The organism is Bacillus sp. AY18-3 (genome assembly GCF_008042305.1).
Taxonomy (GTDB): domain Bacteria; phylum Bacillota; class Bacilli; order Bacillales; family Bacillaceae_G; genus Bacillus_A; species Bacillus_A wiedmannii.
The window spans coordinates 1-26822 of the sequence record NZ_QKQR01000056.1 but is presented as its reverse complement, the minus strand read 5'-3'; the positions used below and the strand labels follow the sequence as shown (position 1 = coordinate 26822).

General features: G+C 31.3%; 24 protein-coding genes. 5 read left to right on the top strand and 19 right to left on the bottom strand.

Annotated elements, in window-relative coordinates:
* Positions 1-354 precede the first annotated feature (354 nt).
* The 7 genes from DM800_RS28635 to DM800_RS28605 all read right to left on the bottom strand — a co-directional run bounded on the left by DM800_RS28635 (position 355) and on the right by DM800_RS28605 (position 10769).
* The gene (locus DM800_RS28635; RefSeq protein WP_147788190.1) at positions 355-3525 is read right to left on the bottom strand and encodes an ATP-binding cassette domain-containing protein; all 3171 of its coding nucleotides are present in this window, start codon (positions 3523-3525) and stop codon (positions 355-357) included.
* A gap of 79 nt (positions 3526-3604) precedes the next feature.
* Positions 3605-4081 carry an SRPBCC family protein gene (locus DM800_RS28630; protein WP_147788189.1) on the bottom strand — a complete coding sequence of 159 codons (477 nt, stop codon included), beginning with the start codon at positions 4079-4081 and terminating at the stop codon, positions 3605-3607.
* 97 nt (positions 4082-4178) lie between these two features.
* Complete coding sequence (locus tag DM800_RS28625; RefSeq protein WP_255447120.1) at positions 4179-4898, bottom strand: hypothetical protein; 720 nt, start codon at positions 4896-4898, stop codon at positions 4179-4181.
* 239 nt (positions 4899-5137) lie between these two features.
* Positions 5138-5698 carry a class I SAM-dependent methyltransferase gene (locus DM800_RS28620; protein ID WP_147788188.1) on the bottom strand — a complete coding sequence of 187 codons (561 nt, stop codon included), beginning with the start codon at positions 5696-5698 and terminating at the stop codon, positions 5138-5140.
* A gap of 119 nt (positions 5699-5817) precedes the next feature.
* Entirely contained in the window at positions 5818-8058 is a 2241-nt protein-coding gene (locus DM800_RS28615; RefSeq protein WP_147788187.1) for a SpaA isopeptide-forming pilin-related protein, read from the bottom strand.
* Positions 8059-8211: 153 nt separating this feature from the next.
* Positions 8212-9015, bottom strand: coding sequence for a class C sortase (locus DM800_RS28610; protein WP_179955717.1), 804 nt, complete (start codon positions 9013-9015; stop codon positions 8212-8214).
* 92 nt (positions 9016-9107) lie between these two features.
* Complete coding sequence (locus tag DM800_RS28605) at positions 9108-10769, bottom strand: SpaA isopeptide-forming pilin-related protein (protein WP_147788185.1); 1662 nt, start codon at positions 10767-10769, stop codon at positions 9108-9110.
* A gap of 574 nt (positions 10770-11343) precedes the next feature.
* Between DM800_RS28605 and DM800_RS28600 the strand changes: the two genes are divergently transcribed.
* Positions 11344-12570 (top strand): AraC family transcriptional regulator, encoded by a 1227-nt coding sequence (locus tag DM800_RS28600; RefSeq protein ID WP_147788184.1) that lies wholly within the window; start codon positions 11344-11346, stop codon positions 12568-12570.
* Positions 12571-12868: 298 nt separating this feature from the next.
* Here DM800_RS28600 and DM800_RS28595 read toward each other — a convergent pair whose 3' ends face one another.
* From DM800_RS28595 to yqeK, 7 genes are all read right to left on the bottom strand, one after another.
* The gene (locus DM800_RS28595) at positions 12869-15544 is read right to left on the bottom strand and encodes a M4 family metallopeptidase (RefSeq protein ID WP_147788183.1); all 2676 of its coding nucleotides are present in this window, start codon (positions 15542-15544) and stop codon (positions 12869-12871) included.
* A 208-nt stretch (positions 15545-15752) separates the two neighbouring features.
* Positions 15753-16127 (bottom strand): hypothetical protein, encoded by a 375-nt coding sequence (locus DM800_RS28590; RefSeq protein ID WP_088063527.1) that lies wholly within the window; start codon positions 16125-16127, stop codon positions 15753-15755.
* Positions 16128-16235: 108 nt separating this feature from the next.
* A complete protein-coding gene (locus DM800_RS28585; RefSeq protein WP_147788182.1) occupies positions 16236-17084 on the bottom strand; it encodes a GNAT family N-acetyltransferase in 849 nt (282 codons plus the stop codon).
* 89 nt (positions 17085-17173) lie between these two features.
* Positions 17174-17809 carry an SDR family oxidoreductase gene (locus tag DM800_RS28580; RefSeq protein WP_098133522.1) on the bottom strand — a complete coding sequence of 212 codons (636 nt, stop codon included), beginning with the start codon at positions 17807-17809 and terminating at the stop codon, positions 17174-17176.
* Between the two features lie 15 nt (positions 17810-17824).
* Positions 17825-18562 (bottom strand): phosphorylase family protein, encoded by a 738-nt coding sequence (locus tag DM800_RS28575; protein ID WP_147788191.1) that lies wholly within the window; start codon positions 18560-18562, stop codon positions 17825-17827.
* A 26-nt stretch (positions 18563-18588) separates the two neighbouring features.
* Positions 18589-19236 carry a DUF3885 domain-containing protein gene (locus DM800_RS28570; protein ID WP_147788181.1) on the bottom strand — a complete coding sequence of 216 codons (648 nt, stop codon included), beginning with the start codon at positions 19234-19236 and terminating at the stop codon, positions 18589-18591.
* Between the two features lie 13 nt (positions 19237-19249).
* Positions 19250-19858 (bottom strand): bis(5'-nucleosyl)-tetraphosphatase (symmetrical) YqeK, encoded by a 609-nt coding sequence (gene yqeK / locus DM800_RS28565; protein WP_147788180.1) that lies wholly within the window; start codon positions 19856-19858, stop codon positions 19250-19252.
* Between the two features lie 192 nt (positions 19859-20050).
* Here yqeK and DM800_RS28560 point away from each other — a divergent pair, with 192 nt between their 5' ends.
* The 3 genes from DM800_RS28560 to DM800_RS28550 all read left to right on the top strand — a co-directional run bounded on the left by DM800_RS28560 (position 20051) and on the right by DM800_RS28550 (position 23091).
* Positions 20051-20746 (top strand): response regulator transcription factor, encoded by a 696-nt coding sequence (locus DM800_RS28560; RefSeq protein WP_147788179.1) that lies wholly within the window; start codon positions 20051-20053, stop codon positions 20744-20746.
* Positions 20736-21893, top strand: a complete 1158-nt coding sequence (locus tag DM800_RS28555; protein ID WP_097890895.1) for a sensor histidine kinase — start codon at positions 20736-20738, stop codon at positions 21891-21893. The genes DM800_RS28560 and DM800_RS28555 overlap by 11 nt, the downstream gene beginning before the upstream one ends.
* 181 nt (positions 21894-22074) lie before the next feature.
* Positions 22075-23091, top strand: a complete 1017-nt coding sequence (locus DM800_RS28550; RefSeq protein WP_147788178.1) for a D-alanyl-D-alanine carboxypeptidase family protein — start codon at positions 22075-22077, stop codon at positions 23089-23091.
* A 59-nt stretch (positions 23092-23150) separates the two neighbouring features.
* On the opposite strand, the gene DM800_RS28545 is transcribed toward DM800_RS28550, so the two are convergent.
* From DM800_RS28545 to exsK, 5 genes are all read right to left on the bottom strand, one after another.
* The gene (locus tag DM800_RS28545; RefSeq protein WP_147788177.1) at positions 23151-23609 is read right to left on the bottom strand and encodes a DinB family protein; all 459 of its coding nucleotides are present in this window, start codon (positions 23607-23609) and stop codon (positions 23151-23153) included.
* Between the two features lie 6 nt (positions 23610-23615).
* Positions 23616-24356: an alpha/beta fold hydrolase gene (locus DM800_RS28540; RefSeq protein ID WP_147788176.1), complete on the bottom strand. Its 741-nt coding sequence runs from the start codon at positions 24354-24356 to the stop codon at positions 23616-23618.
* A complete protein-coding gene (locus DM800_RS28535) occupies positions 24349-24909 on the bottom strand; it encodes a nucleoside/nucleotide kinase family protein (RefSeq protein WP_147788175.1) in 561 nt (186 codons plus the stop codon). The genes DM800_RS28540 and DM800_RS28535 overlap by 8 nt, the downstream gene beginning before the upstream one ends.
* A gap of 51 nt (positions 24910-24960) precedes the next feature.
* On the bottom strand, positions 24961-25500 hold the full coding sequence (locus tag DM800_RS28530) for a GNAT family N-acetyltransferase (protein ID WP_147788174.1): 540 nt from the start codon (positions 25498-25500) through the stop codon (positions 24961-24963).
* A gap of 117 nt (positions 25501-25617) precedes the next feature.
* Positions 25618-25932 (bottom strand): exosporium protein ExsK, encoded by a 315-nt coding sequence (gene exsK, locus DM800_RS28525; protein WP_000535565.1) that lies wholly within the window; start codon positions 25930-25932, stop codon positions 25618-25620.
* Between the two features lie 549 nt (positions 25933-26481).
* Between exsK and DM800_RS28520 the strand changes: the two genes are divergently transcribed.
* Complete coding sequence (locus DM800_RS28520; RefSeq protein ID WP_306298752.1) at positions 26482-26784, top strand: hypothetical protein; 303 nt, start codon at positions 26482-26484, stop codon at positions 26782-26784.
* Positions 26785-26822 lie beyond the last annotated feature (38 nt).

Below are 26822 nucleotides of genomic sequence, written 5' to 3'. Positions count from 1 at the left end.
ATATATTTCTGTTAAATTTAAAAAATCAGACAATAAAACAAAAAGATTAATAAGTATAACCATGTCACTTATGAACTGTTTTTACCCTTATTCATCACTTTTATAATATAATAATTACATACTATATCAACTATTTATCCCTATTATTTTTTTATATCTCCTTACCTTATCTCTTAGTGAAAAATATCGTATGCGGGACATAAAAATAATAAAAGATCCAATTTCTTAATTTTGATATTAAGAAATTGAATCTTCTTTCATTACCTTGTATTAATCATACTGCGTTAATATATACATTATAAAGAATATACGTTTTATATAAGTTATGTTAATAACACATAAACTAATAAAACTTTACTGATTACACTCAAGACATTCATAAACCGCCATCATATCTCGTTTATCCAACTCACGAATGCGACTAAAAATTGGTATTTGCGCAACAGCTTCTGTTAATAAGCTTTCATCCACAACATCATTAACTTTTCCAGTTAACCATGTTTGTACATCCACGCCCTCAACAACTTCTTTTAGTCCTTCGTCATTAATACCAGTTGCATTACAAGTTACACATGGAATTGTTAGTTTAAAAACACCATCGTGCAAATTCTCTTCAGTAATAACTTTCTTTCCTTTACAGAATGGACATGGATTACTTTTTTTAATTTTATTAATTTGGGTAACTAACTTTTTATATCCAAATGCTTCGTATACATACGTAAGTTTTTTATATTTACCATTTGTGAAATACTTATCTATAATGTTTTCTCTCGTTTCATAAACATTAGGGAAATCACAAACAGTTACTTTATTATTAACACTAATGGATTCGATATTTCCTTTTATTTCATCCCGGAATGGTAAGACATTTTGTAACACCATTTCGTAGTTTGAAAAGCTTGCCTGTTCTAATTCAAACATTTTCAGTGCAACTTGTGCTTTTCTTGGCAATAAAGAAACATCTTCTGTCAATATCATATCGCCACCAACAATAGATTTCAATTTTTGAAGTGCAGCTAAATCACCGACTATCTTCAACACTTCATCAATAGGTTGATTGATAATTTCACGAATATCGAAGTTACCAAATTTAAGCGGTTTATGATGATTTAATACCGTCCCTTCACAAATTGGACATGTCATCTTTTCTTTAGAATTCTTAATTTCTTCTTTAATAGCTGCTTTTGAAATAACAATATATCCACCAATAATCGTATTAAATCCTACCCATGTTCTGCGTGTCTTTCCTTTTTTATCATAAAATGATTTATCAAAATATCCGTACCAAAACGTATGCTTTTCTTCTTCTGACATATCATTATAGCTCTTTGATAAATCATGACCAAGCTCATTTTTAATTTCTTCAAATAGAAATTCTATTTTGTCATATTGATAAAATTTTAATACTTTCATGATTTCCGGATCGAATAAACCGTCCCAAAATGGAACGTTTTTATCTTGAATTGTAATATCTTTATCGAAAACTTCAATTTGAAGACGTCCAGAACAAGATGGACAATGGTTGTCCTGTGAATAGAAATCAAAACTTCTCGTATCTTTATTAGTTGGATGAGCAGCTACAATATGATTAATTAATCCACCAATTTCATATAAGAAACTATATTGACTATATAAATGTCTTTCAAGATCAATAGCAACAACAGGTGCAATTGTATCAGATTCATATTCACTATAAATTAAACGAGCCATTGATGATAAACTTTTTAAAATACCACCCTTATAAATGTTTTCGGCATTTTTAAAATAGTGAATATGATTTTCTTCTAAATAGTGAACGCCTTCTTTATGCTTAAGTGCTGAAGAAATATGTATTTGCTCAGCATTATTCACACTGATTTTTTGACGATAATAATCTTCATGACTTACTACATCAAGATGCTTTATAGATTCAAGCTGTCTTTTCCCGAAATCTACAATATAATCAGAGCTTTCTAACATATAACTATTATGTTCAATCATGATGATAGAGACTGATTCATCTTGCAATATCCCTCTAACACTATCTATAAATTGATTTAAAATATTTTGTGATAACCCCTTTGAAGGTTCATCAAAAATAAATAATGTATGTGGATTTCTTGTGTTTGCAAATAACTCCGAAACTAAATGAACACATTGAAACTCACCCGTTGATAATGTTTGTGTTTTTCGTTCTAACGTTAAATAGCCAAGTCCTAGTTTAATTAATAGGCTCAAGCGTTTATACGCAATATCTTCATTTGGAAGTTCATCAATAATATCTTCAATCGAGCGCTCGAAAATATCATCGATTTCTTCACTATACTTTGTTAGTTTCTTTTTAATATCTAGGAAAGTAGCTACAGTTGATCGACTTGTAATGGATTGATTGCGATCTTGCCCTACCATAACTAGTTTATCTTTTGGATATCGTTTCAAGAAATCTGTAGCTAAACATTCATTGACAAGTGTAGATTTCCCGCAACCAGATTCTCCTGTAACTGTTACAAGCCTATTTTTAGGAATCTGAAACTCCACCATTTGGATATTACGGCAATATAATTCTTGGAATGTATAATATTCTGTTGGCACTTCTTTATTTAGATCCCACAGCATTGGTTTTGGTCTTGGAGATTCTTTCACAATTTGCCCACCATATTTTCCGCTACCAGGTCCAAAGAACAAACTCTCATCTGTTGTATCCAGTACTGTATCTGAATGATCAATGAGCCAAATTTGATTTTTACACCCTAACTGCTTAATCTCTTCTAATATTTGTAATAATGTTTCATGATCAAGTCCAACTGAAATCTCATCAATAATAATTACAGCATTTTCGCTTACTGCCATGAATTCAGCCAAATAAAGTCGTGTTAACTCTCCACCTGACAACGTACCCATAATTCGATTTAATGTTAAATAACCAATGTTCATATTAATTATATTTTGCAGTATATGTTGTTTTGCTTCACTAATATTTAACACTTCTGCTAACGAAAGAATAGATTCAACACTTAAATCATTAATACTTGAAATGGTATGTGGTTTAGCAAATAAATCTATAGTATGTTGTTCAATTTCTTCGCTATAACGTTTTCCCTTACATTTTTTACACTCAATATTTTTAGTAGTACCTCGGCCTTTACAACCAGTACACCAACCTAACTGGTTATTAAATGAAAAAACCTCAGGGGAAAGATGAAATACTTCAGCAAGTTTTTCACGTACTTCTGTGAAAACACCAGTATGAGTACCTATCGTTGAACGTGGATTGGAAGAAATCGATGATTTCCCTAGAAAAAGTACTAAAGGCATATCCTTCATCTTAATTGCACTAAAATTCGTTTCCATAATGTTAGGAAATAAATATTGGTATTCAGCCTTTGGCAATAAGGAAACTAATCGTTTTTTTGATTCTTCGCCAATCGTTTGACAAAAAGTTGTTTTACCCGATCCTGATAAACCAGCGATTCCAAAAGACTTATTAAATGGAATGACTGTATCTAATTTGTTTATGTTATTAGCAATTAATTGATTTACTTTCATATTAACCTCTATTCTTATTTTTCATTAAAATCATTTTAACAGTGTAATAATTACACAATGAATATAACCTCTTATGTAATTATCCTCTTACTTCAATAACCTTCTTATATGTTTCAAACCATTGTTGCCATTCATCTTTAGAAAATTCTTTTTCTTCTCCTTTTAGAACGGAAGAAAAAAGATTTAAACAAATATGCCAACCAGCTATATCTTTCGGTGTATGATCAGTTAATTCATGAATGTATTCGTTAAGAAGTAAAAGCGTACCATTTTCTTCTTTATGTATTTCAAATCGGACACGATCTTTATCCCAAGTAAATTCAAGTACTGAGTTTACTTGACACTCTAAAATATCAATGTTTATGAATGAACCATCCATCATGTCGAACTTTATTATTCCACCAGTTTTAAGGCTTTCAATTTGTAAATTAGACATCCATTTTTTTAACTTACTGTTTTCTGTTAAAACTGACCAAACCTCTTCTTTTGAATATGAAAAATGACGATCAAATTGTACTACGTATTCATTATCTTGTTTATCTATTACAGCTAACATTATTAATTAACCCCCTTTTTCCTTTTCAAAAACGAATATACGTTCTATTTTACATGATTTCATCAAAAAAAGAAATCTCTATTCCAACCCGCTTAGTTTAATGAGCTTTCGTTAGATTCAAAATCGATTGACTTATTGCATAAGAAAGTTCTAATCTGGTTGACCATGCTTTTATTGGATCAATAATATTATCTTGGTTAAGACTATTCACGTATTTTAAACCATCTACTGCAATATACCCGATTTTAAAATCTGTAAATTCTTTTATAATCATCGGCCATTCTCCATCAGTCATTCTGCATTTAGAATATTTTATTATGTAATTAACTGCTCGTTTTGATAACGCACATGAACCAGCTGTAATATCTACTTGTTTCCCTAATTGTAATGACATAATTTTATTTGATACTGTTTCTGTAACTTGCCATTCTTCAGGGTGTGTCTGAAAAGCTTTCTCCGTTCTGCCAATGATTAAGTAATCTACATCCACTATATTCTGAATGAACGAATTAAGTTCAGTTGGATATTCTTTCATCCAAGTTAGCAAACGATCAAAGTTACAATAGTGATAGTAATCATGATCATTGTTACTAACAAACTTCAAACAATCCCTACGTGCGTTCCCTACCCCTGATTTTTCTACTATATTTATATGGAAGTTACATTCCTCTAGTTCCTTTACAATTTCTTTCGGTGTTACATTACTAATTGTTAAATATTTTTTATCATAATTTAAATTTAATAATTCCTCTTTTAGTTCTTTTATTGTAGATAATAAGCTCCCTGTTGGATCGTGAGTAATGCATGTTAATGCCACTTATTTTATAGGTTGCATAGTATATTCATCCCCTTTGCAAAATAAAAAGCAGAAAGAATACCTTCTGCCAATTTAATAATAAGTACTATATTTCTTATGCTCAATTTAACTCATATCATGTAGCTTTAAGAATTTCTCCTTTTGTTATGACCTCATTATCATCGAACATAGAATTACAGCATATAAAAAAACGCTGTAACTCATGAAATTATTGTACTAAATCTACATGCTTGAAAAACTTATCGTTTAATCGCATCAACAATTAACGATGGAAACCCAAGTTTATCTCCTCGATTTCTAGAATCATACCTTTTCGAACGGAAAATAACACCGTCATTAGCATCCCATTCTTTATAATAAAACTGCCCATTTTCATCACAATATTCAAGTAAAACTACCTCAAATCCAGCAATTTCAAACATTTTCGTTAATGTTTTATAATTATGAACAATTTTATGACTTGCTGCTGGATGATCTTTCGGGCCAGGTCCGCCTATTTGAACTATATTTTGGTATGCTTCATCTCGGAAAAATGCGTCAGGAACGCCGCAACGAATATTCCCTGCTTGCTTTAAAAATTCATAACAAATTTCAGCTGCTCTTACACCTTCTTCAAACGTAAAGTGTTCCCATACATGCTCCGCTAAAATAGCTGAAATAGAGTTGTGTTCAAATCTATTTTTCCATGTAGCTTTATCTAGTAAGTTAAGTTCGTCTTCTTGCGTTTGAATCCAACCTGGATTATTATTAAACACTCCAGCTCCGACTACTCCTTTAATTTCGTCTTGATTTATTACCAACACTTTCGCCTCGTAAACATTTTAATTTATTAATATATTCTATGTTTACTATTATCTTTCCTTCTTCAACAAATTTAGTAGCATGAATCTAGTACAATACCGAACTCATCCCCTAAAAACTATCTAATGTAACGATTTTTCTTACAGAAATATAGCACGCCAAACATTAGCACAAAACCAATCATGTAAAAACTTGTTGTTCCGCTGCCACCAGTATTAGGGATTACCCAATTATTTTTCACATTTTTCACTGTTAGTTTTTGTGTCCTTACCGCTTCTGTAATTTCTATTTCTATTGGTTCTCTAAGTAACATATATCCGTTTGGCGCTTTTATTTCTTTAATCGTATACTTTCCAAGTACTAACTGGTGGGAAATCCCCTTTCCTTTTTCATCCGTTGTTAATCTAGTAACTTCTTTACCTTCTTTATCTAAAACTTGAAATACAGCACCTTTTAGTTTTACATTAATATCCTTATCATCAACTTTCTCAATTTCAAATTGCCCAGTCGGATCTGGTAATTTCTTATTCCCTATTTTAATTTCTACTACTGTATCTTTTTCTATTCTTACAGCTATTTTATCTTTTAATAATTCATAACCTTTAGGTGCTTCTACTTCCACTAGGGTATAGTTACCTATTGGCAATTCTTTTGATATCGCTTCTCCTTTTTCATCTGTTACTAACTCACCTACTACTTTTTTATTTGAATCTTCAATATGAAACTTTGCCCCTACTAGCTTTTTATTTTTATCACTCGTATCTACTTTTACTAACTTCATTTTCCCCATTGGATCTGGTAATTTCTTATTCCCTATTTTAATTTCTACTACTACATCTTTTTCTACTTTTACAGCTATTTTATCTTTTAATAATTCATAACCTTTAGGTGCTTCTGTTTCCACAAGAGTATAGTTACCTATTGGTAATTCTTTTGATATCGCTTCCCCTTTTTCATCTGTTACTAACTCACCTACTACTTTTTTATTTGAATCTTCAATATGAAACTTTGCTCCTGCTAGCTTTTTATTTTTATCTCCCGTATCTACTTTCACTAGCTTCATTTTCCCCATCGGATCTGGTAATTTCTTATTTCCTATTTTAATTTCTACTACTGCATCTTTTTCTATTTTTACAGCTATTTTATCTTTTAATAATTCGTAACCTTTAGGTGCTTCTGTTTCCACAAGAGTATAGTTACCTATTGGTAATTCTTTTGATATCGCTTCCCCTTTTTCATCTGTTACTAACTCACCAACTACTTTTTTATTTGAATCTTCAATATGAAACTTTGCCCCCATCAATTCTTTATTATCATTATTACTATCTACTTTTTTTATCTTTACTTTTCCTGTACTAGGCTTGTTCCAATGTTGCCAATTAAATTTGAAATTGTGAAATTCAAATCCGCCAGTTTGTTGTACTGCACCGACAAATGCTTGTCCATTAATCGAACCGCCTTTTGTTTCTAATACAGCATTTGGAGCAAACACACTCCCAACGACACCATATCCCTCTGTTGAGATCTTTTTTGCATTAGGAAAAATCCAAATCACCTTCCCGTATAACTCAGTGAACGGTGAATTAGGAGAATAGGGTTGTGATGTAGGAATTATATCTGTAGCCCTACCAATATTGTTCGTGTCATATAAGATAGCACCATTTTTAAATGTAACCTCTATTGCATCCGAATACATAACGATAAAATCTTTTCCTTTAGCATTAGGTAAAAAGACATCTCTTATATCTAAATTGATTTTCCCTACCAGTTCTGATGAAACATAAATATTAGGATTGTTTATATCTTTTCCGATTCCATAACTCATATTTGGAATTGGGGTATTCGTTTTATATTGACCTGCATTTTTACTGACTTGGTTCACTATGTTGTGAAATTCATTAAATTTCGCGTCAATTTCTAGTTTTTCTTTATAAACGATACGATCATAAGAAGATTGTATGATACGATCTGGATCACTCTCTTTTGTCATTACGACTATTCCGTTTTGAATGATAAAAGATTCCTCTCTTGATTTTTTAAATTTTCCAGACAATAACAAGGATGGATATCCCTTATCATCCCATTTTTCCCCAACTATATTAGATGTTCCCGCTGCTGCACCTACAATTGTATAACCAGATGCATCCATATCACCTTGAACTGCAATTGCTCCTTCAATGTCTCCACCTACTGCTATATGGTTACCAAAGACAACAGCATTATAACGCGATATATCCCCTAGACCTTCTAAGTTAGTCGTGGATCCATATGCTTCTTTTGGTGCATATACGACAAAACTTACACATAACATTAACAAAACCATAAAATGAATACTTACCAACTTTAATTGTAACCTCAATTCCTTTGTTCCCACCTTTACCGTATTTTTTCTACAGTCGAATAAAGTGAAACTTTTTTCAGTGAGGATTTACTTCATCCCCTATATACCTTCTTTACTTATCTCTGGATTTTCGGTCCCACTGCCCATTAATACAGGATAAATAAATTCATTCTATCGAGTTAATTTTTTCTTATAAATTGCGACTAGTAACAGACATAATAATAGGATTAAGATTACTACGGTCCACTTATTAAACATAAATATCTCTTTACGCATTTTTTGTTTTTCTTTCTCGTTAAACTCCACACGCTCACCTCGAACCAGTAATCTATTTGTGTTTACTCCATAAGGCGTACATGTAATTAATGTTATATAATCTTTATTTTCCACAATTTTTAAATCGTCCGTTTCGTGTGGTAACACTACTTTAATTTGATCTACTTTATAAGCAAGAATTTTGTCTAAAGAATGAATATAAAAAAGATCTCCTTCACTCAACTTATCTAAATCTGTAAATAATTTTGATGATGGTAAACCACGATGCCCTGTTAAAATAGTGTGCGTATTTTCTCCACCTACTGGAAGTGAAGAATAATCTAAATGACCTACCCCGCGACTCAATACTTCCTCAGAGGTCCCTTGATAGATTGGCAGTTTTATATTAATTTTCGATATTTCAATATACCCCATTACATCACCTAAATTTAACGCATCGGCATACGCTTGATGATTATTTTTTTCTTCAGAAAATGGATCTGCAAATGTTTTCATGGAAGTTTGAACTTGTTTATTATATTCGGTTGCTTCTTTTTCCCTACGTTCAACTTCTTTCTTTTGTAGTACTTTGATCTTCTTATCGTAGGAGCTAATCTCAGAATAATGTGCACGAGTCGCCAACCAATTACTAATAGTAGGATATAAAAAAATAGCTAATCCAAATAAAAAAATACCTCCTAAAACAAGATTTCGTTTCATATTTCCACCTCTGTATATACTAAAATATCGAAAAGAGGGAAGCATTTTGCTTCTCCCCTTTTCACATCACTTGGTTACATGTTCCTAAAACCTTAATTATTAGCAAACTTTTTTCTAAAGAAAACAAATGACGCTGTAGCCATTAACGCAAGACCTAGTACAGTAAATAGAGTCGTTCCGATACCACCCGTTACAGGAAGAATCCATCCACTTTTATTATTTTCAATCGATAATTTAACCGTTTGATTATTTTCGCTAATCTTTACATCAATAGGGTCCTTTAATAATTGATATGAAGCTGTTATACCATCTTCTTTTGTATAAATTGGTGCTTTCGTTTCAAAAATTTGATAGTCTCCATACGGAATGTTAGTCCATTTAATAACACCATTTTCATCTGATACACCTGTGACTTCTTTACCTGCCACAACAACTATTTTTCCATTTTTATCTTTAAGTACAAACTCCGCACCTTTTAATTTCTTCTTATCAGCACCATCAACTTTTGTTAACTCGATAATTCCAGTTGTCGGAACAACAACTACAGGTTTAGATTCCTTTTCTCCAATTACATCATTTTTATTTATAAAATTAATTTTTGCTGTATTTAAAATTTCCGAACCAGATAGTACTCCTTCTTTTACTTGTGATTTAATTTGTAAATGAAATTCTTTTTTACCATCTAACTTTGTGAAATCTTTTACTGTGGCTGTTACTTTTTGGCCTTCTACAGCTACCTCTACAATGCTTGCATTTACTTCCGCTCCATCAATTTTTACGACTGGTTTTCCTTGAATCATTAAACGATCGTCTAAAGTATCTGTTACTACATATTTTTTGTATTCTTTAATGTCTTCTGGAATTAATGTTTTGATATCATAATTGTAATTAGTTAACGGATTGATTGGTAACGCTTCCAAATTCCCGTTAATCTTTTTATCAATATTTGGTTCTTCATAGTTTTGCACTTCTACTTTAACTACTGTACCAGAAGTAATTGTTCCATCTTCGTTAATAGTTCCGGAGGTCTTTATAAAAAACTCGTGTTTAGTCGGATCTAGTACATACCCTTTCGGCGCTTTTGTCTCTTGGAAATAGTATTCCCCATACTCTAATCCTTGCACGCGAATATGCCCATTACCATCTGTTGCTAACTCTTTTTTCACTTCTGTACCATCTTTTTTTAATAAAGAGAATACTGCACCTGCTAATGCTTTTTCATTTGCACCAGTTTTTACTAAATCAACTGCACCACGTTTAATCTCATTTTTCGGATACATATGAACATCATAGTTTAGTACCTTACCCTCTTTATTCGTTAATGGAATATCCACTGTATACGTATTTGGATTTAGGTTAACATGCGGAGGTCCTGCCACTTCTTTGACTTCATAACGTCCTAGCGGAAGATCTTTTAATACAGCTTGTCCGTTACCATCTGTTACTACTTGAGTTGGAGTTGCTCCCATTACAGGCTTCACATCTTCTTTCACGATTTTCCCATCGTTTGAAATTTTTTCAAACGACGCAACCCTTTTCACTTCAAACGTTACACCTTTTAACGGTTTCGCATTTGTTGGTACCTCTTGATTTGCAGAGCCATCACCTTCTAGCCCCGGTGCGCCATCTTTTTCTTGTTCATATTTATGAATCGTTAAAGTACCTTTGGATGGTGAAGCTGCCTTTACTAATACACTAGACCATGTAGAAAATGTTAAGAAAAATACTAAAAGCACACTAAATATTTTTTTCATTTCTCTTATCCCCTTTACTACTTCTATCATTTTAAAAATCTCTTTATTACTATTACCCTCTTAAAAGTAATAGTGTGCCAAGTACCAGATTTAAACGAGTAACCTAAAACATAGTCGTCCAACAATCCATTGTTTACAATCACTTATTCACTCTTCTTATTTTCTATTATTACGTTGTCCCTCCGTATGATATATGTAGTTTTTCCCCTGAATTGCACTTATATCTCTACTTCAAAAATCGTTACATATTAACTTCTATCGCAAATTTTCATTAATTACTTAACTTAACTTCAATTCATTAATCTCTCCCTTCCTATCCCTATTTAAAATCCAATCTTAATCATTTTTGATACATATAAACAATGAACAACGAATAAGTATGACAATTCATATTTTACGTTACTCCCTAAAACTATTACCTGTATATTCAAATAATATGTGCTAATCATGTTAAATTATGGTATTATTCTTAGAAGTTTATAATTTTTATAGATAAAGTTTTTCCGTTTCTACTTATGAAAAAAAGGAATATATAAACATTCAACTATTACACACAACTGTAAGGAGGAATAATATGAATAAAAAGCTCAGTCTAGTTGAGATAGAGTACATTTGTAATATGTTTTTCCGATATTTTGAAATTCCAGTTTGTTTTTTAGATTGTAACAAAAATATTCTTTTAGAATTTACATCAAAAGATGATTCACATTCGTTTTATAAATCAAAAATAGAACAGTTACATGTGCTTTTTCAAAAAAATGATTCATATAATTCGCCTATCTTCAGAACTCACCAATATTTAGGGCACTTCATTTTAATTCACATAAAGAGCCATTATATGGTGAACGGTACTGTTATTATTGGGCCCTTGACACATGTAAATTTTTCTACAAGTAAAACGGATAGTAACCTTAATTTTATTTCGAATTATAAAAGAACAAGAGACCATTATTTTTCATTGTCAGTCAAAGATCAAAATTTCTTTGTAAATATAGCAATATTGTTCTATAACATTCTCTATAAAAAAAATTCAGATGTAAGTACCTTTTCAAATAACAGTGACTCATTTCATGTAAGTCATAGCAGTATCTTAAACGAGGATGTATATATTTCAATGCAAAAAAACGAATCCATCTGTCATAATTTGTATATAGAGAACCAACTACTTGGAGCTATAGAAAACGGGGATAAAGAAAGCGTACTCAAATATTATTATGAATTCCAACAAGAGACTCTTTCATCCTTATCTTCATTCCATCAATTAAGACGTCATAAAAACATTTGTATTTCATCCATCACACTTGCTACTAGATATGCGATAAAAGGAGGACTTCCTTCCGGGATTGCTTACAAGATTTATGATCTATACATCCAAAAGACAGAGGATTTAAAAGACGCAGAATCTGTTTGGGATTTATTAAGGAATGTTTTCTGTACTTTTGCAGACCGTGTAAAAGCACAAAAAGTACAGAAACACTCAAAGACTATCGCTATTTGCAAAAACTATATTTTTGAAAATATTTACAATCAAATATCTGTTAAACAACTTGCTAAATTTGCAAACATAAATTCGGATTATTTATCTATATTATTCAAAAAAGAAGTCGGTATTTCATTAATTGAGTACATTCAACGTGAACGAATTGAAGAAGCAAAAAAATTATTAACTTTCACAACCTATCCCTTATCAGACATATGTGCTTCACTCAACTTTAGTGATCAAAGCTATTTTACTAAAATTTTTAAAAAATTCACTAACGAAACACCTGGTAAATATCGAAAATCTCATGTTGTCATATAGAGTTAAACTTTCATTAAAACAAAGTGTTTTTAGTAACTTATCAATGGCAGATTAGAATTACTTCCACACCCATGACCTTTTGAATTTTGGCTATTTTTAAATCAAAAAAACACGTCACTATTCTTTTATTTGAATGAGAATAGTAACGTGCTTTATATGTAATGTAGGTCTGTAGGCAAAATAGCGTCCAAGCACAAATTTTTATAGAAGCAAAATACACTACTTAAATACTAAAATCTTATTAAGTAAAAAATTCATCTAATAATTATTGTGTGAGAAATAATCCCTACTATTATTTTTATATCTTTCTAAATTTGCGAGCCAAAGTGAGTACTGTACCTGCAATAACCATCCATATGCCCATTGTTGCACTGTTAGTTGTACTGGCACCGGTGTTGGGAAGCTCTTTATATGTAGATTCTTTTTTATCAGAATTAATGCTGTTCGGGATATTACCGTTATTACTGTTATTAGTAATACCTTTAGCTTTGCTAGTGTCTTTATCCTTCACCAATACTTTTTGTATTGCATGTACCTCATTACCTACAGAATCTGTGACACTATATATTATTTCAAAAGTACCAGCTTTAGAGGTATCTACATCTCCTTCATAAACTACTTTAGAAGTAAGGTCACCGTTTTCCTTATCAGTAGCTGATACTCCTACCATTGGATTGAATTGATCCCCCTCAGTAATTGTAGTTGTAGCAGGTACTTTTAGTATTGGTATTTCATTTTTAACTTCATCTCTAACTTTGACCGTTACAGTTTGTTCCGCAGTTACTTTATGACCTTTAGAATCTGTAACTATGTACGTTAATACGTAAGTACCTGCTTTAGAGGTATTTACTTCACCATCAACTTTTACTTTAGAAGTAAGATCGCCGTCTTTTTTATCAATAGCTAATACTTTTGCCATTGGATCAAATGAATCTCCTACATGAATTGTCGTTGCAGTTGGCACTGTTAATGTAGGCTTTAAATCTAATGTTTCTCCATTTCCCTCTACAATTACCGTCTGTGTAGCCGTTGCATTCCCCCCTTGAGAGTCAACGACCGAGTAATCCACAATGTATGTACCTGGTTTAGAAGTGTCTACATTGCCTTTATGTTTTACTTTATTTGTTAATTCACCATCTTCTTTATCAACAGCTTTTACATTACTCATCGGGTCAAACGTATCACCTACACGCAGTGTAATTGTAAACGGTACAGTTAACTCTGGGATTTGGTTTTCTGCGGTTTTTTCGTTGTCTTTCACTGTCCCTTTAATTTTCGCTGCATCAAAAGCTTTTTGAACCGCTTCAACCTCAATTGAATTCGCACCATATTTGTTCGTTGCAACTTTAAGACACGCTAATCTTAATTCAGTGAAATTAGATGTCATGTTCAATTCATCAGTATTTGCATAATAGAAAATATCAAACATTTTATCTTCACCAATGCCATTTACAGTTACACCGTTATGAGTGCCACCTTGTGCAATTAAATACGCGACTTTATTAATAATACTTGAGTTGAAATGAACGCCCTCATTATCTTCTCCGTTTAAATTACTGTATTTACTATAATCATCTGGATACGGTACTCCATCAAAAAATTTGACTGAAGATGGAGTTTTCATATTACGGAGAACTGATCCGCTTTGTTCTCCTATTGTCCAGTTAAATTCCCCATTATTTATATATTTCTCAATAGCCGTTCCCATAATGTCAGATAATGCCTCGTTAATTGCCCCAGATTCTCCGAAAAATTCAAGATTAGATTCGCTAGATGTAACCGCATGCGTAAATTCATGGCCTGCTATGTCAAACGCTCTAACCATTGAATCACCATATATAAGCATACTAACATTGTTAACATTAGCACTAAATGCATTACTCCAATTTTTAGGATCATCTGTTTCTCCAGAATCCCATGCATGTACAACTGATACTACTTTGTTCCCCTTATTATCAAAACTATTACGCTTATATTTATCTTTATAAAAATCATATACCTTTGTTGCTAAGAAATGGGCACTTACCGCCTTTGGATCATTAAATGTTGTTGAAGTACTAGTTGCTAATATACCAGGATAATATTTTCCTTCAAAACTAATATCTCTATAATTCACATCATATGTCTCAATTCCTTGCCCTCTTGTGTAATCTGCAAGCGCATATTTCCCATTACTTTGTTCAGAAATACCGAATGTACGAGTTATTCCTAAATCATCTTTTCCAGTTCCGGTTAATGATTTAAAATTGCTTTTTTTACTCTCCTTAATAGCTTCAACATGCTCTTCACTTACTTTTAAATCTGACTCTTGCACCATATTTTTCAACATATCACCATTATGAGCATTCACTAAATAAGTTCCAGATACATAGTTTGGTGTTGCAGCGGCAAATGTAACTTGATATGCATTGGTAGCCTGTCCATGGTTTTCATTAACAAAAATAACTTCCTTAACTTCTGGCTCAGAAATAAATTTAATATCGTTCCCGTACTTCGTATAAATATATTGTTTTGCTTCTTCTTTTGATAAATTACTAGCATTCTTTAAATCTTCTTGTGTTAAATTTTGTGCACTTTCTCCTGAAATACTTTTAATAATACCCTTTTTATCTACATGAGCAGTCAATTGGTGTCCATATACTTCTTTACCTTCATATATTTGTTGCATACGTACAAGTGTAGTCCCATCATAAGAAGCACGTTTTTGAACAACGTTGTAATCTACCCCTTTGTCCCCACTAACTTGTTTTGGAGACAAAGCATGCTCGGTTTTTTCCTTAAGTGCATCTTTCACTACATTCTCTGGCGTCTTTTGTGATGGTTGTGTAAGTTCACCTGTACGGAACGAACCCTCTTGAATATCAACTTGCATTTGACCCGTTTCTTCTGCATAAACTACTCCGTATGGTGCTACACTTGTTAAAACTAATCCTGTTGTTAATACAACTATAGCTATTTCTTTTTTATTCTTCATTTTATTTTCCTCGTATAATTTCCTAAAATATGAAACTGCTTAAATGTATTCCTATCAAAAATAGAAAAAATAAAAAGTACATCACATTACGCAAAACCGTATTATAAAAAGATGACTTCTGTCATCAACAAAAGTCACCTCTTCAATATGTCATATCCCTAATATGTTTTTAATGCATACTTTCTATATGAAAAAGAAAAAGTATTCTTTAACGAGCGTTTTGCAATACTTTTATTAGGTCATTTATATTTTCAACTTTTTGCTGAAACTGATCAAATCTGCTATGTAGCAATGAAGGATTCTTATCTTCAGTTGAAATAACTTTTTTTAATTCTTGTTCTAATTTATCATATGTATGAAAGAAATTATCAAATTCTACACTTATAAGTTCTTCATTTTCACGATAAAATCTTTTTGCTTCTATATAAGTCATATATGATTTATTTAAAAATCCTAATGAAATTAAATATTTAGAAGTGTTTTCTTGATAAATAGCAATATCACATGCTATTTTAATATCAGAATAAGTCTTTTGAACGAAACAATGCAATTCAAAAATCTTAAACTTTAATCCATTATTCATTTCATCCCCTCCCATCCTATCTATTCTACATAAAAAAAGAATATTATACAAAGTAAAATATCAATATAGCACAAAAATAAAAAGCGAAAGAATGACTCCTTTCGCTTTTTATAATAATACATACATTTCATATTGTGCTAATGAATTCTTTTCAAATCCAGTTTTCTTTAAAAACCCTTCCAGTAAATTGTTGTTTGGAAACCCAATTGATAAACTTGATACATTTAAGTTTTCTGTTGCTACTTGTAATAATTTTGATCCAATACCACGATTTCTATAGTCTTTGTCTACGAAAAGAAAACTAATTTTACCTTGTTCATTCATACATATAGAACCTTTTAAATCATTATCGACATATGCACCATAAAATGTATTGTTTGTTTTTCCGATATAATCCATATCATTTTGCCAATTTATATGGAAGTGTAACCATTTCTGAATTTCAACTTTAAAAGCTGGAAATTCTAATTGTTTTACTTCAATTCCCTTACAATCTTTATTTATTATTTTAGTCATATCTTTTAAATTATAATAAGATAGATCGTACACTTTTTCATAGCCTAATTTCGTATAAAAATGAATCGCTCGGTCATTGCATACAATGACTTCAAGAAAAAGTTGCTTACACTCATTTTGAAGCGCCTCTTCTTTATGTAGTTCAAATAATTTTTGACTCACACCAATACCGCGGTAATTAGGATGAACCGCTAATGTTCCACAACGCATTGTTTTTATGTTTTCATAATCCTTTATCCCGCCAAGTATTACACCAACAGATTTGTTACCGTCTAAAGCAAGAAAGGAATGTTTTAGTGAATTCCCTTCTGGTCCCAAAAACCTTTTTATAAAATCTTCATTTGAAACTTCCATTTTAATAATGTAATCTGAAAATCCATCTTTAAAAGCTTCATACACTAAATCTATACTTACTTCACTGCATCTTTTGTATTGAATCATATAAAATTCTCCCCCACTTACTCGTGTTAAACTTAGCATTCAAATACGTAAAATGTACTAGTTTCACTCTACCCATCATTCTTTAACATTTAATTTGAAATAAACGGGCACTTCCCTACATATCTCTCACTGTTAATTTGTTTTATAACAAATGGTGCAATATCACTATTTTGAATTTTGATTCCTGGCATATCTACTAAACTCTCTTTTATATTTCCAATGCTCTTCCCTTCCATAACAAATGGTAATCTAACAATTGTCCAATCTACATCACTACCTTGAATAGTTTGCAATTCTTTATATTTATCTTGCATCATCTTTGATAAAAATACTTTAAACAAGGTAGCTCCTATTTTATTTACAATTCCCTTTTGATCTCCTGTAACATCTAAAGAACCTCCAGAAATTAGTATATATCTTTTTATTTCAAATTCTTTCATTGCTTCTAAAATATGCTTCGTTACTGTGCTAAAAATATAAGATTCATTTTTTGGTTGACCTACCGCATTAATTACAGCTCGACACCCTTTAAGTAATTTGCGTATTGAAACAAAATCACGTGCATCTCCATTAATAATCTCTAAATTTTCATTTGTTATTTTGATATTATTAGAATTTCTTGTTAATATTTTTACTTGATATCCCTTTTCTAACGCTTCGTTTACAAGGAATTTCCCTGCGTTTCCGTTTGCACCCAGAATAGCTATTTTATTTGTACTTTCCAATATTACCCCCTCTTACTATCTATTATTTACTACATTAATCTCATGTACACGTAAAAAAGCAATTAAATGCTCGCACGCTCGTTCACACGCTAACATTTTAAAGATTTTTTGTTCCTCTTTCGTTTTATCATTTGCTTGATCTGATGCAGCTTTTAAACTAAGAAAAGGTTTGTTATTGATTTGACACACATAAGCAAAAGCTGCCACTTCTTGATCAACCGCTAATGCTCCATATACAGTATGGAGTAAATATCTCATTTCTGAACTACGGATACGTTGATCTCCAGATAAAAATGTACCATAATGAATCGGATCATAAGATCGTATCTTTTTTATTCTTCTTACAAGTGACTTTGTTGTTTCAATAGGTGCTGTCCTACCATTATATAAATTAAAAATATCTTCCCCTGAACCAGCAGCAGTAACGTCGTGTTGTATTGCATTAAGGGCTACTACAATATGTCCATTTTTCACCTTATTTGATAGACTTCCGCATATTCCTGTCATAAACAACTCATCTGGCTGAAACTCACTAATTAATAATTGCACACAACTAGCACAACTTACTTTCCCAACTCCAGTTATTACGGAGATAACTTCCATATTATTAATATAATGAAAATGAAATTTCCAAGCTGCTCGTTTTTCAATACGTTCACTTGGATAATATTGATGCAAATACGTAAGTTCTGGTTCCCATGCGGATACGATTGCAATACGTTTCATTACATGCTTCACTTCCCCTATTGTTATCATGTAAATACTTTATCTATACTTCCTCATTCATAATCTGGAATCCACTCTTTATATTTCTCATATAAATTTCGTATTGTTTCTTTATTCTTCGCAATTACTTCACATCCTCTATCATCGTAAATAAACATGATAATATCTTTTGTTGCATTTATGAGAAATACATCTGGATAAGAAATTTCTTTTTTGCGTCCAAAACGAGGATAAAGACCTAGAAAATCTTCATGATTTGCAGCTTGAATAAGCGGTGTATACTTTATATCACAAGCAAAACATTTTAATGAAAATTGATAAGTACAATACAAGTCAGCTTCTTCTTCTTCAAATAAAAAAGGTATTGTTTCTTGCCTTATATGATACTTTAAATCTCTATTATGAATAAAACGTCTATATATATTAATTTTCTGCGGATTTTTCACATTTTCCTTTTTAAATCGATAAACATTTGTTACTAAAAAAACTTCATCTTCTTTTGAAAATATATCTTCAAATAAGTATTTATTATATGTATAAAGCTGAGTGAAGTATTCCCTATTTACATCGTCGGTTCTTTCTACAAATAGGTCTTTCCCTTTCCCAAAATGAAAATGCAAATGATTTTCCCATTGAAAGTATATATGTGGTACTAATTTAACTCCAGGGAATGTTTCATTCATATATTCTTTTAATTGCATTCTTAATTCCTTTCTACTCTACAATTTCTTTTAACTGCCAATATGCATCTTCTAGCCATGGATGTATAACTTTCAACGTGTCTTTTCTATCCCACAAATATGAAATATATGCAAAAGCAGCATGTTCTAAAGATTTTTCTAATTCTTTTTTTACTTCTACTAAATATGGTGGTGCTCCATTTTGATCCCATTCTATTTTATCAGCAACAAATAACACTAAATCCATTTTCGTTGCAAGTTTACGTAGTGTAGTATGGCAGCAAATTGCATTTAAGATTTCTTCATCATCCACTTTAAATATCTCTTTTGCAATTACTTTCGATAACTTTTGATGAATAATCATTGGAAATTCTCGTTCTTCTTGTAATATCTCTATTCCAAATTCTTCAGCAACTGCAACCCGATCTTCATTTGGAAAGATTGCACTAATATCATGTAAATATCCTGCAATCGCTGCCTTTTCTTCATTTACATGATACGTAATCGCAATTTTACGGGCTTCTTTTGCCACCCGAATTGAATGTTTATAAGTAAGTTCTTTATTGTATTTTAATAGAAATGATTTTATATCATTTTCAATTTTTCCAGTTGGAGTAAATGAATATATATCCTTATATAACATCTCAAGTCACCTTTCTTCCTAACTTTCAATATAACGCTGTATTTAAATATCCTTTTTATTTGTATTCGTTATGAATGTTTTAATCCCTTTTTTATACGTTACATGAAATTTTATGGTGAATCATTGCTACAAAATACATAAATGTTTGATATTATAGTAATGTTAATGATTTGTAAGGAAAGGAACTACATAATGAATAAAAACATATTAATTATTGATGATGATAAAGAAATTGTTGAGTTACTTGCTGTTTATTTGCGAAATGAAGGCTATAACATTTATAAAGCATACGATGGCGATGAGGCATTGCAAATGATTTCTACATATGATGTTGACCTTATGGTTTTGGATATTATGATGCCAAAACGCAATGGATTAGAAGTTTGCCAGGAAGTTCGTGAGAATAATACTGTACCTATTCTTATGCTGAGTGCAAAAGCAGAAGATATGGATAAAATATTAGGTCTTATGACAGGTGCAGATGATTATATGATTAAGCCATTCAATCCATTAGAATTAGTAGCTAGAGTGAAAGCTTTGTTACGAAGATCATCTTTCCAAAATACCACTTCCTCCAAAAATGAAGATGGTATTATTCGTATTCGTTCTGCTGAAATACACAAACATAATCATACTGTTAAAGTAAATGGAGAATATATTAAACTTACATCTATTGAATTTGATATTTTATATTTACTTGCAAGTAATACCGGAAGAGTATTTAGTTCCGAAGAAATTTTTGAACGCGTATGGAACGAAGATGGTTATGGTTCAAATAAAACTGTAATGGTTCACATTAGTAATTTACGAGATAAACTTGAAACAGGAATGAATGGAGAGAAGTTTATTCATACTGTTTGGGGAGTAGGCTATAAAATTGAGAAATGAAGCATTTGATATATTAAAAGATATCCCAAAATGGAAGTTAATTTTTTGGTTTATGTTAGCCATCACACTTACTCCTATTACTGAATTAATTATATATCGCCTTGTTACAAGTGTAATTGAAAGTTCACTTACGTTAAGCGAGCTCGGAAAAGAATTCATTAGAATTTTTGGATATGAAAAATATAAAGGAATAAAGGAATCTCTATGGATGATGATTGTATCTTATTTGTTTTTATTTTCTATTTTCTCATCCTACCTATACATTTTTTATCGTCATGAAAAAAAGATTTATTATGAAACTTGTATTAAAAAAATGATAGAAGAGATTCGTTATATTGCAAATGGAAACTTCAATCATAAAGTTTCTATCGTAAATCATAATTATCTGGAAGAGTTAGCAAGCGGGGTTAATCACATTGTTGAACAATTGAAAGTCTCAATAGATGAAGAGAGACAGGCAGAACAAGCAAAAAGTGAACTTATTACAAATGTATCGCATGATTTACGTACTCCTCTTACCTCCATAGTTGGATACGTAAATTTAATCCACCATGATAATTATAGAGATGAAGTAGAATTACGCCATTATATACAAGTCATTTACGATAAAGTAACCCGTCTTAACGCATTAATGAATGATTTGTTTGAATATACACGTGTTCAAAATAAAGAGTTAAGTTTATATTCTGTTCCCATTGATATTGTAGAGCTACTTGGGCAATTAACTGTTCAATTCCGCATACAAGTTCAAGAAGCTAATATAGAATGTCGACCTTCTTTCCCATCTCAAAAACTCATGGTATTAGCTGATGGAGACAAATTAGTACGAGTGTTTGAAAATCTTATTATAAATGCTATCGCTTATGGAAACGACGGTGGATATATCGACCTTGCTGCCTATGAAAGCAATAATATGATTACTATAGATATAACAAATTACGGCCAACCTATTCCTAGTACGGATTTACCTCATATTTTTGAACGTTTTTATCGCGTTGAAAAATCTCGCTCTACGAACACTGGTGGATCTGGACTCGGATTGGCAATTGCAAAAAGTATTGTGGAATTGCATAAAGGAACAATTGAAGTATATAGTGATGATAAAAAAACAACTTTCACTGTAAAATTACAACCATATAAATGTTAATACAACTTAATTTTAGGTCCAATTTCTTACCATATAAGAAATTAGACCTTTTATTTTCCATTAAAATCCAAAATTTAATAATCCTTTATAATTCTTTAGAAATTCTTTACCTTTTCTTTCTTCCTAATTAAGCATTCCTTTTTACAATAGTATTATTGATGTCATAGTAGGAGGATCGCTTATGCAATTCTTGAAAAAGTTCACAATTTTATTCTTATCTTTTGTTATTACAGCACTTATCGTTTTATATTTTTACCTCTATGTAAATGGTCCAATTATTCAAGCTAAATCAGCTATTTTAATAGATGCTAATTCAAGTGAAGTTGTTTATAAAAAAAATGAAGAAACTCCTATACAATCAGCTACTTTATCTAAATTAATGACAGAGTATATCACACTGGAACAACTGAATGAAGGAAAAATACAGTTAGATGAATTAGTAAAAATAAGTAACGAAGTTTTCCGAGCAGAAACGAGTCCTATACAAGTAACTTCGAAAGATAAAACGACAGTTCGTGATTTACTTCATGCATTGTTTTTGACAGGGAATAATCGTTCCGCACTTGCCATTGCAGAACACATTGCTGGAAACGAAGATAACTTTACACTTTTAATGAATGAGAAAGCAAAACAACTAAAGTTATCACAACCATCCCCGTTTCTAAATGCTACTGGAATGAATAACGATACAAATAAACAATCAACTACAACAGCTATAGACGTAGCTAAACTAGCGACACAATTAGTAAAAGACTTTCCAGATGTATTGAATGTTACGAAACTAACCTCTTACCAATTTACCTTCAAAGACTCAAAAGTTTTCAACACAAATAAAATGATTTATTCTCTTAATAAAAACATTAAACTCCAAGGTGTTGACGGCTTACAAACTAGTTTTTCAACTAATGGTAATTATAGTTTTGTCAGTACAGCAAAACGAGGAGATACTAGACTTATTTCCGTAATATTAGACTCCAATGAAGAAAACAGTACTTTTATTGAAACAAAAAAGTTACTACAGTACGGTTTTGATTCTTCCTCGTACTCTGCACTCCAAGCTTTTAAAGATGCTGTTACATCGTGGACAGTTTTGCTTCAATTTAAAAATTTGATCATACAAACATTGTTGATTTTCTTCATCATTACAATTTTAATGTTTTTACATATACGTCAGAAAAAAGCCGAGGATTTCAACTAGGAAATCTTCTTTTATATAAAAACCGGCTTGCATTTACAGTGCAAGCCGGTTTTCTAAATTTATAATCCTCTTCCAATTAAATTCGCTGAAACAGGCTGAAGATTTAATTCTCTCGCCCATATAGATAGCTGACCAATATGATGAATTTCATGTACAATTACATGTCTTAAAACTTCACCATATGTATATGTTTTATCCGTCCATGAAGCTTTTAATATCTTACATTCTACGGTAGATGACCATTCTTGTAAAAAATCTTCTAATTCTCGTTTATATAAATCAGATAACGCTTTCACTTTTTGGATGGATTGACAATCTTTAAACTGCGGTTCATTATCTTCTTTTCCCTGAAGCGCACTAATCCAGCTGTACTCAACATCGACAATATGGAATAATGTTTCTAAAACACTCCCAACACCACCTACACGCTTGCGGAGTAATTCTTCCTTTGAAAGTTGTTCACACCACTTAAACCAATCATCCCTTACTTGCCAATTGTATTGAAATAACGTGTACATATATATTTATCTCTCCCCTACCTCAACAATCCACTTAATCGCATCTATTACATAATATGGTTCATCTTTTTGAATATAGTGACCGCTTTTTTCTGCAATTACAAATTTATGATTGTATGATAATCGTAATAATTCTTCGTGCAATTGTAACCATTTCATTTGGGCATCTGGCGAATAAAAAGCTTTTTTACCCGCAGCTAACACGACAAGTGGAATATCATTCATTGATTTACAATGTCTATCTACTTCACTTAAACTAAATATAAACTCTTCATAAGAACTTTCATATACAAACTGTTTATAGTAAGCTTCTTGAAATTCTGGAGACATGATTGGCAGAAAATCTTCTTTATAATTTTCCGGTGTCGAATCAACCAAAACGATTCCCAGCAAATCTTTGGGATAAGAAGTCGCAAATAAACGTGCATTTATACCGCCAAAAGAATGTCCTACAAAAATATAAGGTGGTTTCAATTGTAGTTGCGCTAAGCAACTTCTTAAATCTTTTACCATTTCAGAACTAATACGTCTCTTGGAACTCTTCCCACTTTTCCCTAATCCCGCTCGATCATATGTAAGTACCGTCCCATATTCCATCAACTCTTCAGCAATATGGTCCCACGCCTTTGAATAATCGCCATAACCTGCCTCCATTATAATAACTGGCTGCAGCTTCTTTCCTTGAAACTTTTTCGTATACATTTTAAAATCATCAACTTGCACATATTCCTCTATACATTTAACCATTGACAATCACTTCTCTCAGGCCAAGTTCCTCTACAGCATGATTAATTATTTTACTTACAGATAAAGAGCCATCCAATATAATATCCGAATTCGGCTTAACAGTATGAATTGCCTCTAAATATGCTTTTCTCGCAAATGTCATGTAATGTTTCAAATCATTATGTATTTCATCTATTGTATCTTCTTTAAAATCTCGCAAAATTCTTCTAGCCATCGCAATATCTAAAGGTGTATCGATAAATATAGTTACATCAATAAACTCTCGCATTTCACTATTTAAGTATGCAAAAGGATAATCTAAAATAATATAATCTACATTAGCCTCTCGTATAAGATGCTGAATATCATGAATTAATGGCGTAAGTACCCATTCATCATAATTTGCTCCATCATCAATCCATTTACAAATATCACTAGGACAGTTTTTAAAGTGATAGCTATCAAAATATAGTGCTTTTGAATTTGTTAACTTTTGAGTTAATTTTTCTGTAACAGTAGTTTTACCTCCTCCTGAAACAGCTGCAACTGTAATGATTTTCGTTTTTTTATTCATAATTTCCCACCATACCCCTTTTAATTAACATAACATAGTTATAGATAACTATTATTTTTTACCGCTCCATTCATATTCTAACATACTCATTTCCCATAAATTCCAATACGTTTCTCCTACTCTTTTTGACTCTCTTAATAAACCTTCTTTTACAAAACCTATTTTTTCGTAACAAGAAATAGCTGACTTATTAAAGTCATAAACACCAAGAGTTACTCTATGTAGTTTTAATTCATCAAAAGCAATACAAAGTACGGCTTTCATCATATGTTTCCCTATAGAACGTCCTCTCATTTTCGTATCACCAACTAGCACTTTTCCAATCCTCGCAGAATTATTTATATTGTCAATTTGTCCAAGTGAAATATGACCAATTACTTTTTTAGTCTCTTCATCTATCACTTTGAATGCAAGTGTATTTGCACTTTCTATATATTTTTCTAATCGCTGTTCATTTAAAGGATATGTAAATGCATTTCCCGACCATTGTATTAAAAATTCTTCGGAATTAATCCAATTTATTAATTGTTTGAAATCAGATCTTTTAAAGGGTACTAATTTAATCACTCTCATTCTCCTTTCGTACATCACTCTTTATAGCCTCAAACCTATTTCTATATAAAGAATATATTCTCCTTTTATACGAAATTAAAATAAAGCCATTCATAAGAATGGCTTTACAAAAAACGGCATAATTATGCTATTTTCCTATGTCAACAAAAGTTCAATCGCTTCAATTTTACAAACAGAAATAATTACCGTAACTACCCCAGCACTATTAGCAAGCTTTACAACATCGCAAGTTACTGAAGAAACAGTTCCTGCATAATTATTTCCTACTGTAGTAATTCGCACGGCTCTGTTTACTAATTTTTTAAGCTCATCTCTAATTCCTTGTACACAGCAACAATCGCATTTTTTATTTTGTTCTTCTTGTTCTTTTTTACATTCTTCGAAAGCATCCCAACAATCATCCTGTTTACATGTACACTTCTTTTTACAATTATTAAATCGAGAACCCAAAACCTCACCCCCTAATCCTTTCTATTAGTAAAGTATGTCCACAAGCTTAAAAGTGTAAGAGACAAACACATAGAAAGGAAAAAACAAACAATTGTATTAGACATTCTTTTCTTTATTAACTATAAAAACAGGCCTCTAATAATTTGAAGCTTGTTTAATGAGGGGAATTGGATTTAATTCTGCTGAATTTAAAGTTTAGACAACCTCTTATAAGTCAGCTCCTTTAAGAATCCCCAGCTTTTCCTATTACTTCACAAATACCATATACATAGGCTTTGTTTGCATTAATATAGTACCTTTGCTGTTGTGAAATATACATTCAGAAAAGCGTACTCCAAGATAAGATATTATTTAAAATCTTAACGTTTCCTTCAACAAGTGTTTGTTGATTAATATCATAACCAGTAGTTCTCTCAACTATCTCTTGAAAATTAGCATAGTTTGTATGAATTCTATATCTAGTAGAAAGCACTCTATCATATAAAGGTAAAATAATAGGTTAATAAACAAGCCATTCTTTTACTAAAACATAGAATAGTATGAATCCTATTGAAGGGAGGTATAAAAGAATGTCCTGGAAAAATGATTGCTGGAGTTCTAAGAAAAAGCATTGTTGTGATGACTGGTGGAAATCTAAAGAAAAGAATCATTGTGATGATGATTGGAGTTCTAAGGAAAAGCATTGTAATGATGATTGGTGGAAATCTAAAGAAAAGAATCATTGTGATGATGATTGGAGTTCTAAACGAAATAAGTGTCGTTGTAAATGTTTCTTTATTTGTTTTCATTGTAAAAGAAAAAATTGGTAATATTTTCGATATCGACTTAAAAGAGAGAACATGTCTTTTGTGACCGATAAATACTAGAATGTAATATACAAAAAGCTGACT

What these genes read in the sequence shown, in the direction of transcription:
- DM800_RS28560 (WP_147788179.1), top strand. Translation starts at nt 20,051, where the DNA reads ATGAATAAAAACATATTAATTATTGATGATGATAAAGAAATTGTTGAG.
- DM800_RS28535 (WP_147788175.1), bottom strand. Translation starts at nt 24,909, where the DNA reads ATGAATAAAAAAACGAAAATCATTACAGTTGCAGCTGTTTCAGGAGGA.
- DM800_RS28545 (WP_147788177.1), bottom strand. Translation starts at nt 23,609, where the DNA reads ATGTACACGTTATTTCAATACAATTGGCAAGTAAGGGATGATTGGTTT.
- DM800_RS28600 (WP_147788184.1), top strand. Translation starts at nt 11,344, where the DNA reads ATGAATAAAAAGCTCAGTCTAGTTGAGATAGAGTACATTTGTAATATG.
- yqeK (WP_147788180.1), bottom strand. Translation starts at nt 19,858, where the DNA reads ATGTTATATAAGGATATATATTCATTTACTCCAACTGGAAAAATTGAA.
- DM800_RS28605 (WP_147788185.1), bottom strand. Translation starts at nt 10,769, where the DNA reads ATGAAAAAAATATTTAGTGTGCTTTTAGTATTTTTCTTAACATTTTCT.
- DM800_RS28585 (WP_147788182.1), bottom strand. Translation starts at nt 17,084, where the DNA reads ATGATTCAATACAAAAGATGCAGTGAAGTAAGTATAGATTTAGTGTAT.
- DM800_RS28590 (WP_088063527.1), bottom strand. Translation starts at nt 16,127, where the DNA reads ATGAATAATGGATTAAAGTTTAAGATTTTTGAATTGCATTGTTTCGTT.
- DM800_RS28635 (WP_147788190.1), bottom strand. Translation starts at nt 3,525, where the DNA reads ATGAAAGTAAATCAATTAATTGCTAATAACATAAACAAATTAGATACA.
- DM800_RS28630 (WP_147788189.1), bottom strand. Translation starts at nt 4,081, where the DNA reads ATGTTAGCTGTAATAGATAAACAAGATAATGAATACGTAGTACAATTT.
- DM800_RS28595 (WP_147788183.1), bottom strand. Translation starts at nt 15,544, where the DNA reads ATGAAGAATAAAAAAGAAATAGCTATAGTTGTATTAACAACAGGATTA.
- DM800_RS28570 (WP_147788181.1), bottom strand. Translation starts at nt 19,236, where the DNA reads ATGCAATTAAAAGAATATATGAATGAAACATTCCCTGGAGTTAAATTA.
- DM800_RS28550 (WP_147788178.1), top strand. Translation starts at nt 22,075, where the DNA reads ATGCAATTCTTGAAAAAGTTCACAATTTTATTCTTATCTTTTGTTATT.
- DM800_RS28540 (WP_147788176.1), bottom strand. Translation starts at nt 24,356, where the DNA reads ATGGTTAAATGTATAGAGGAATATGTGCAAGTTGATGATTTTAAAATG.
- DM800_RS28610 (WP_179955717.1), bottom strand. Translation starts at nt 9,015, where the DNA reads ATGAAACGAAATCTTGTTTTAGGAGGTATTTTTTTATTTGGATTAGCT.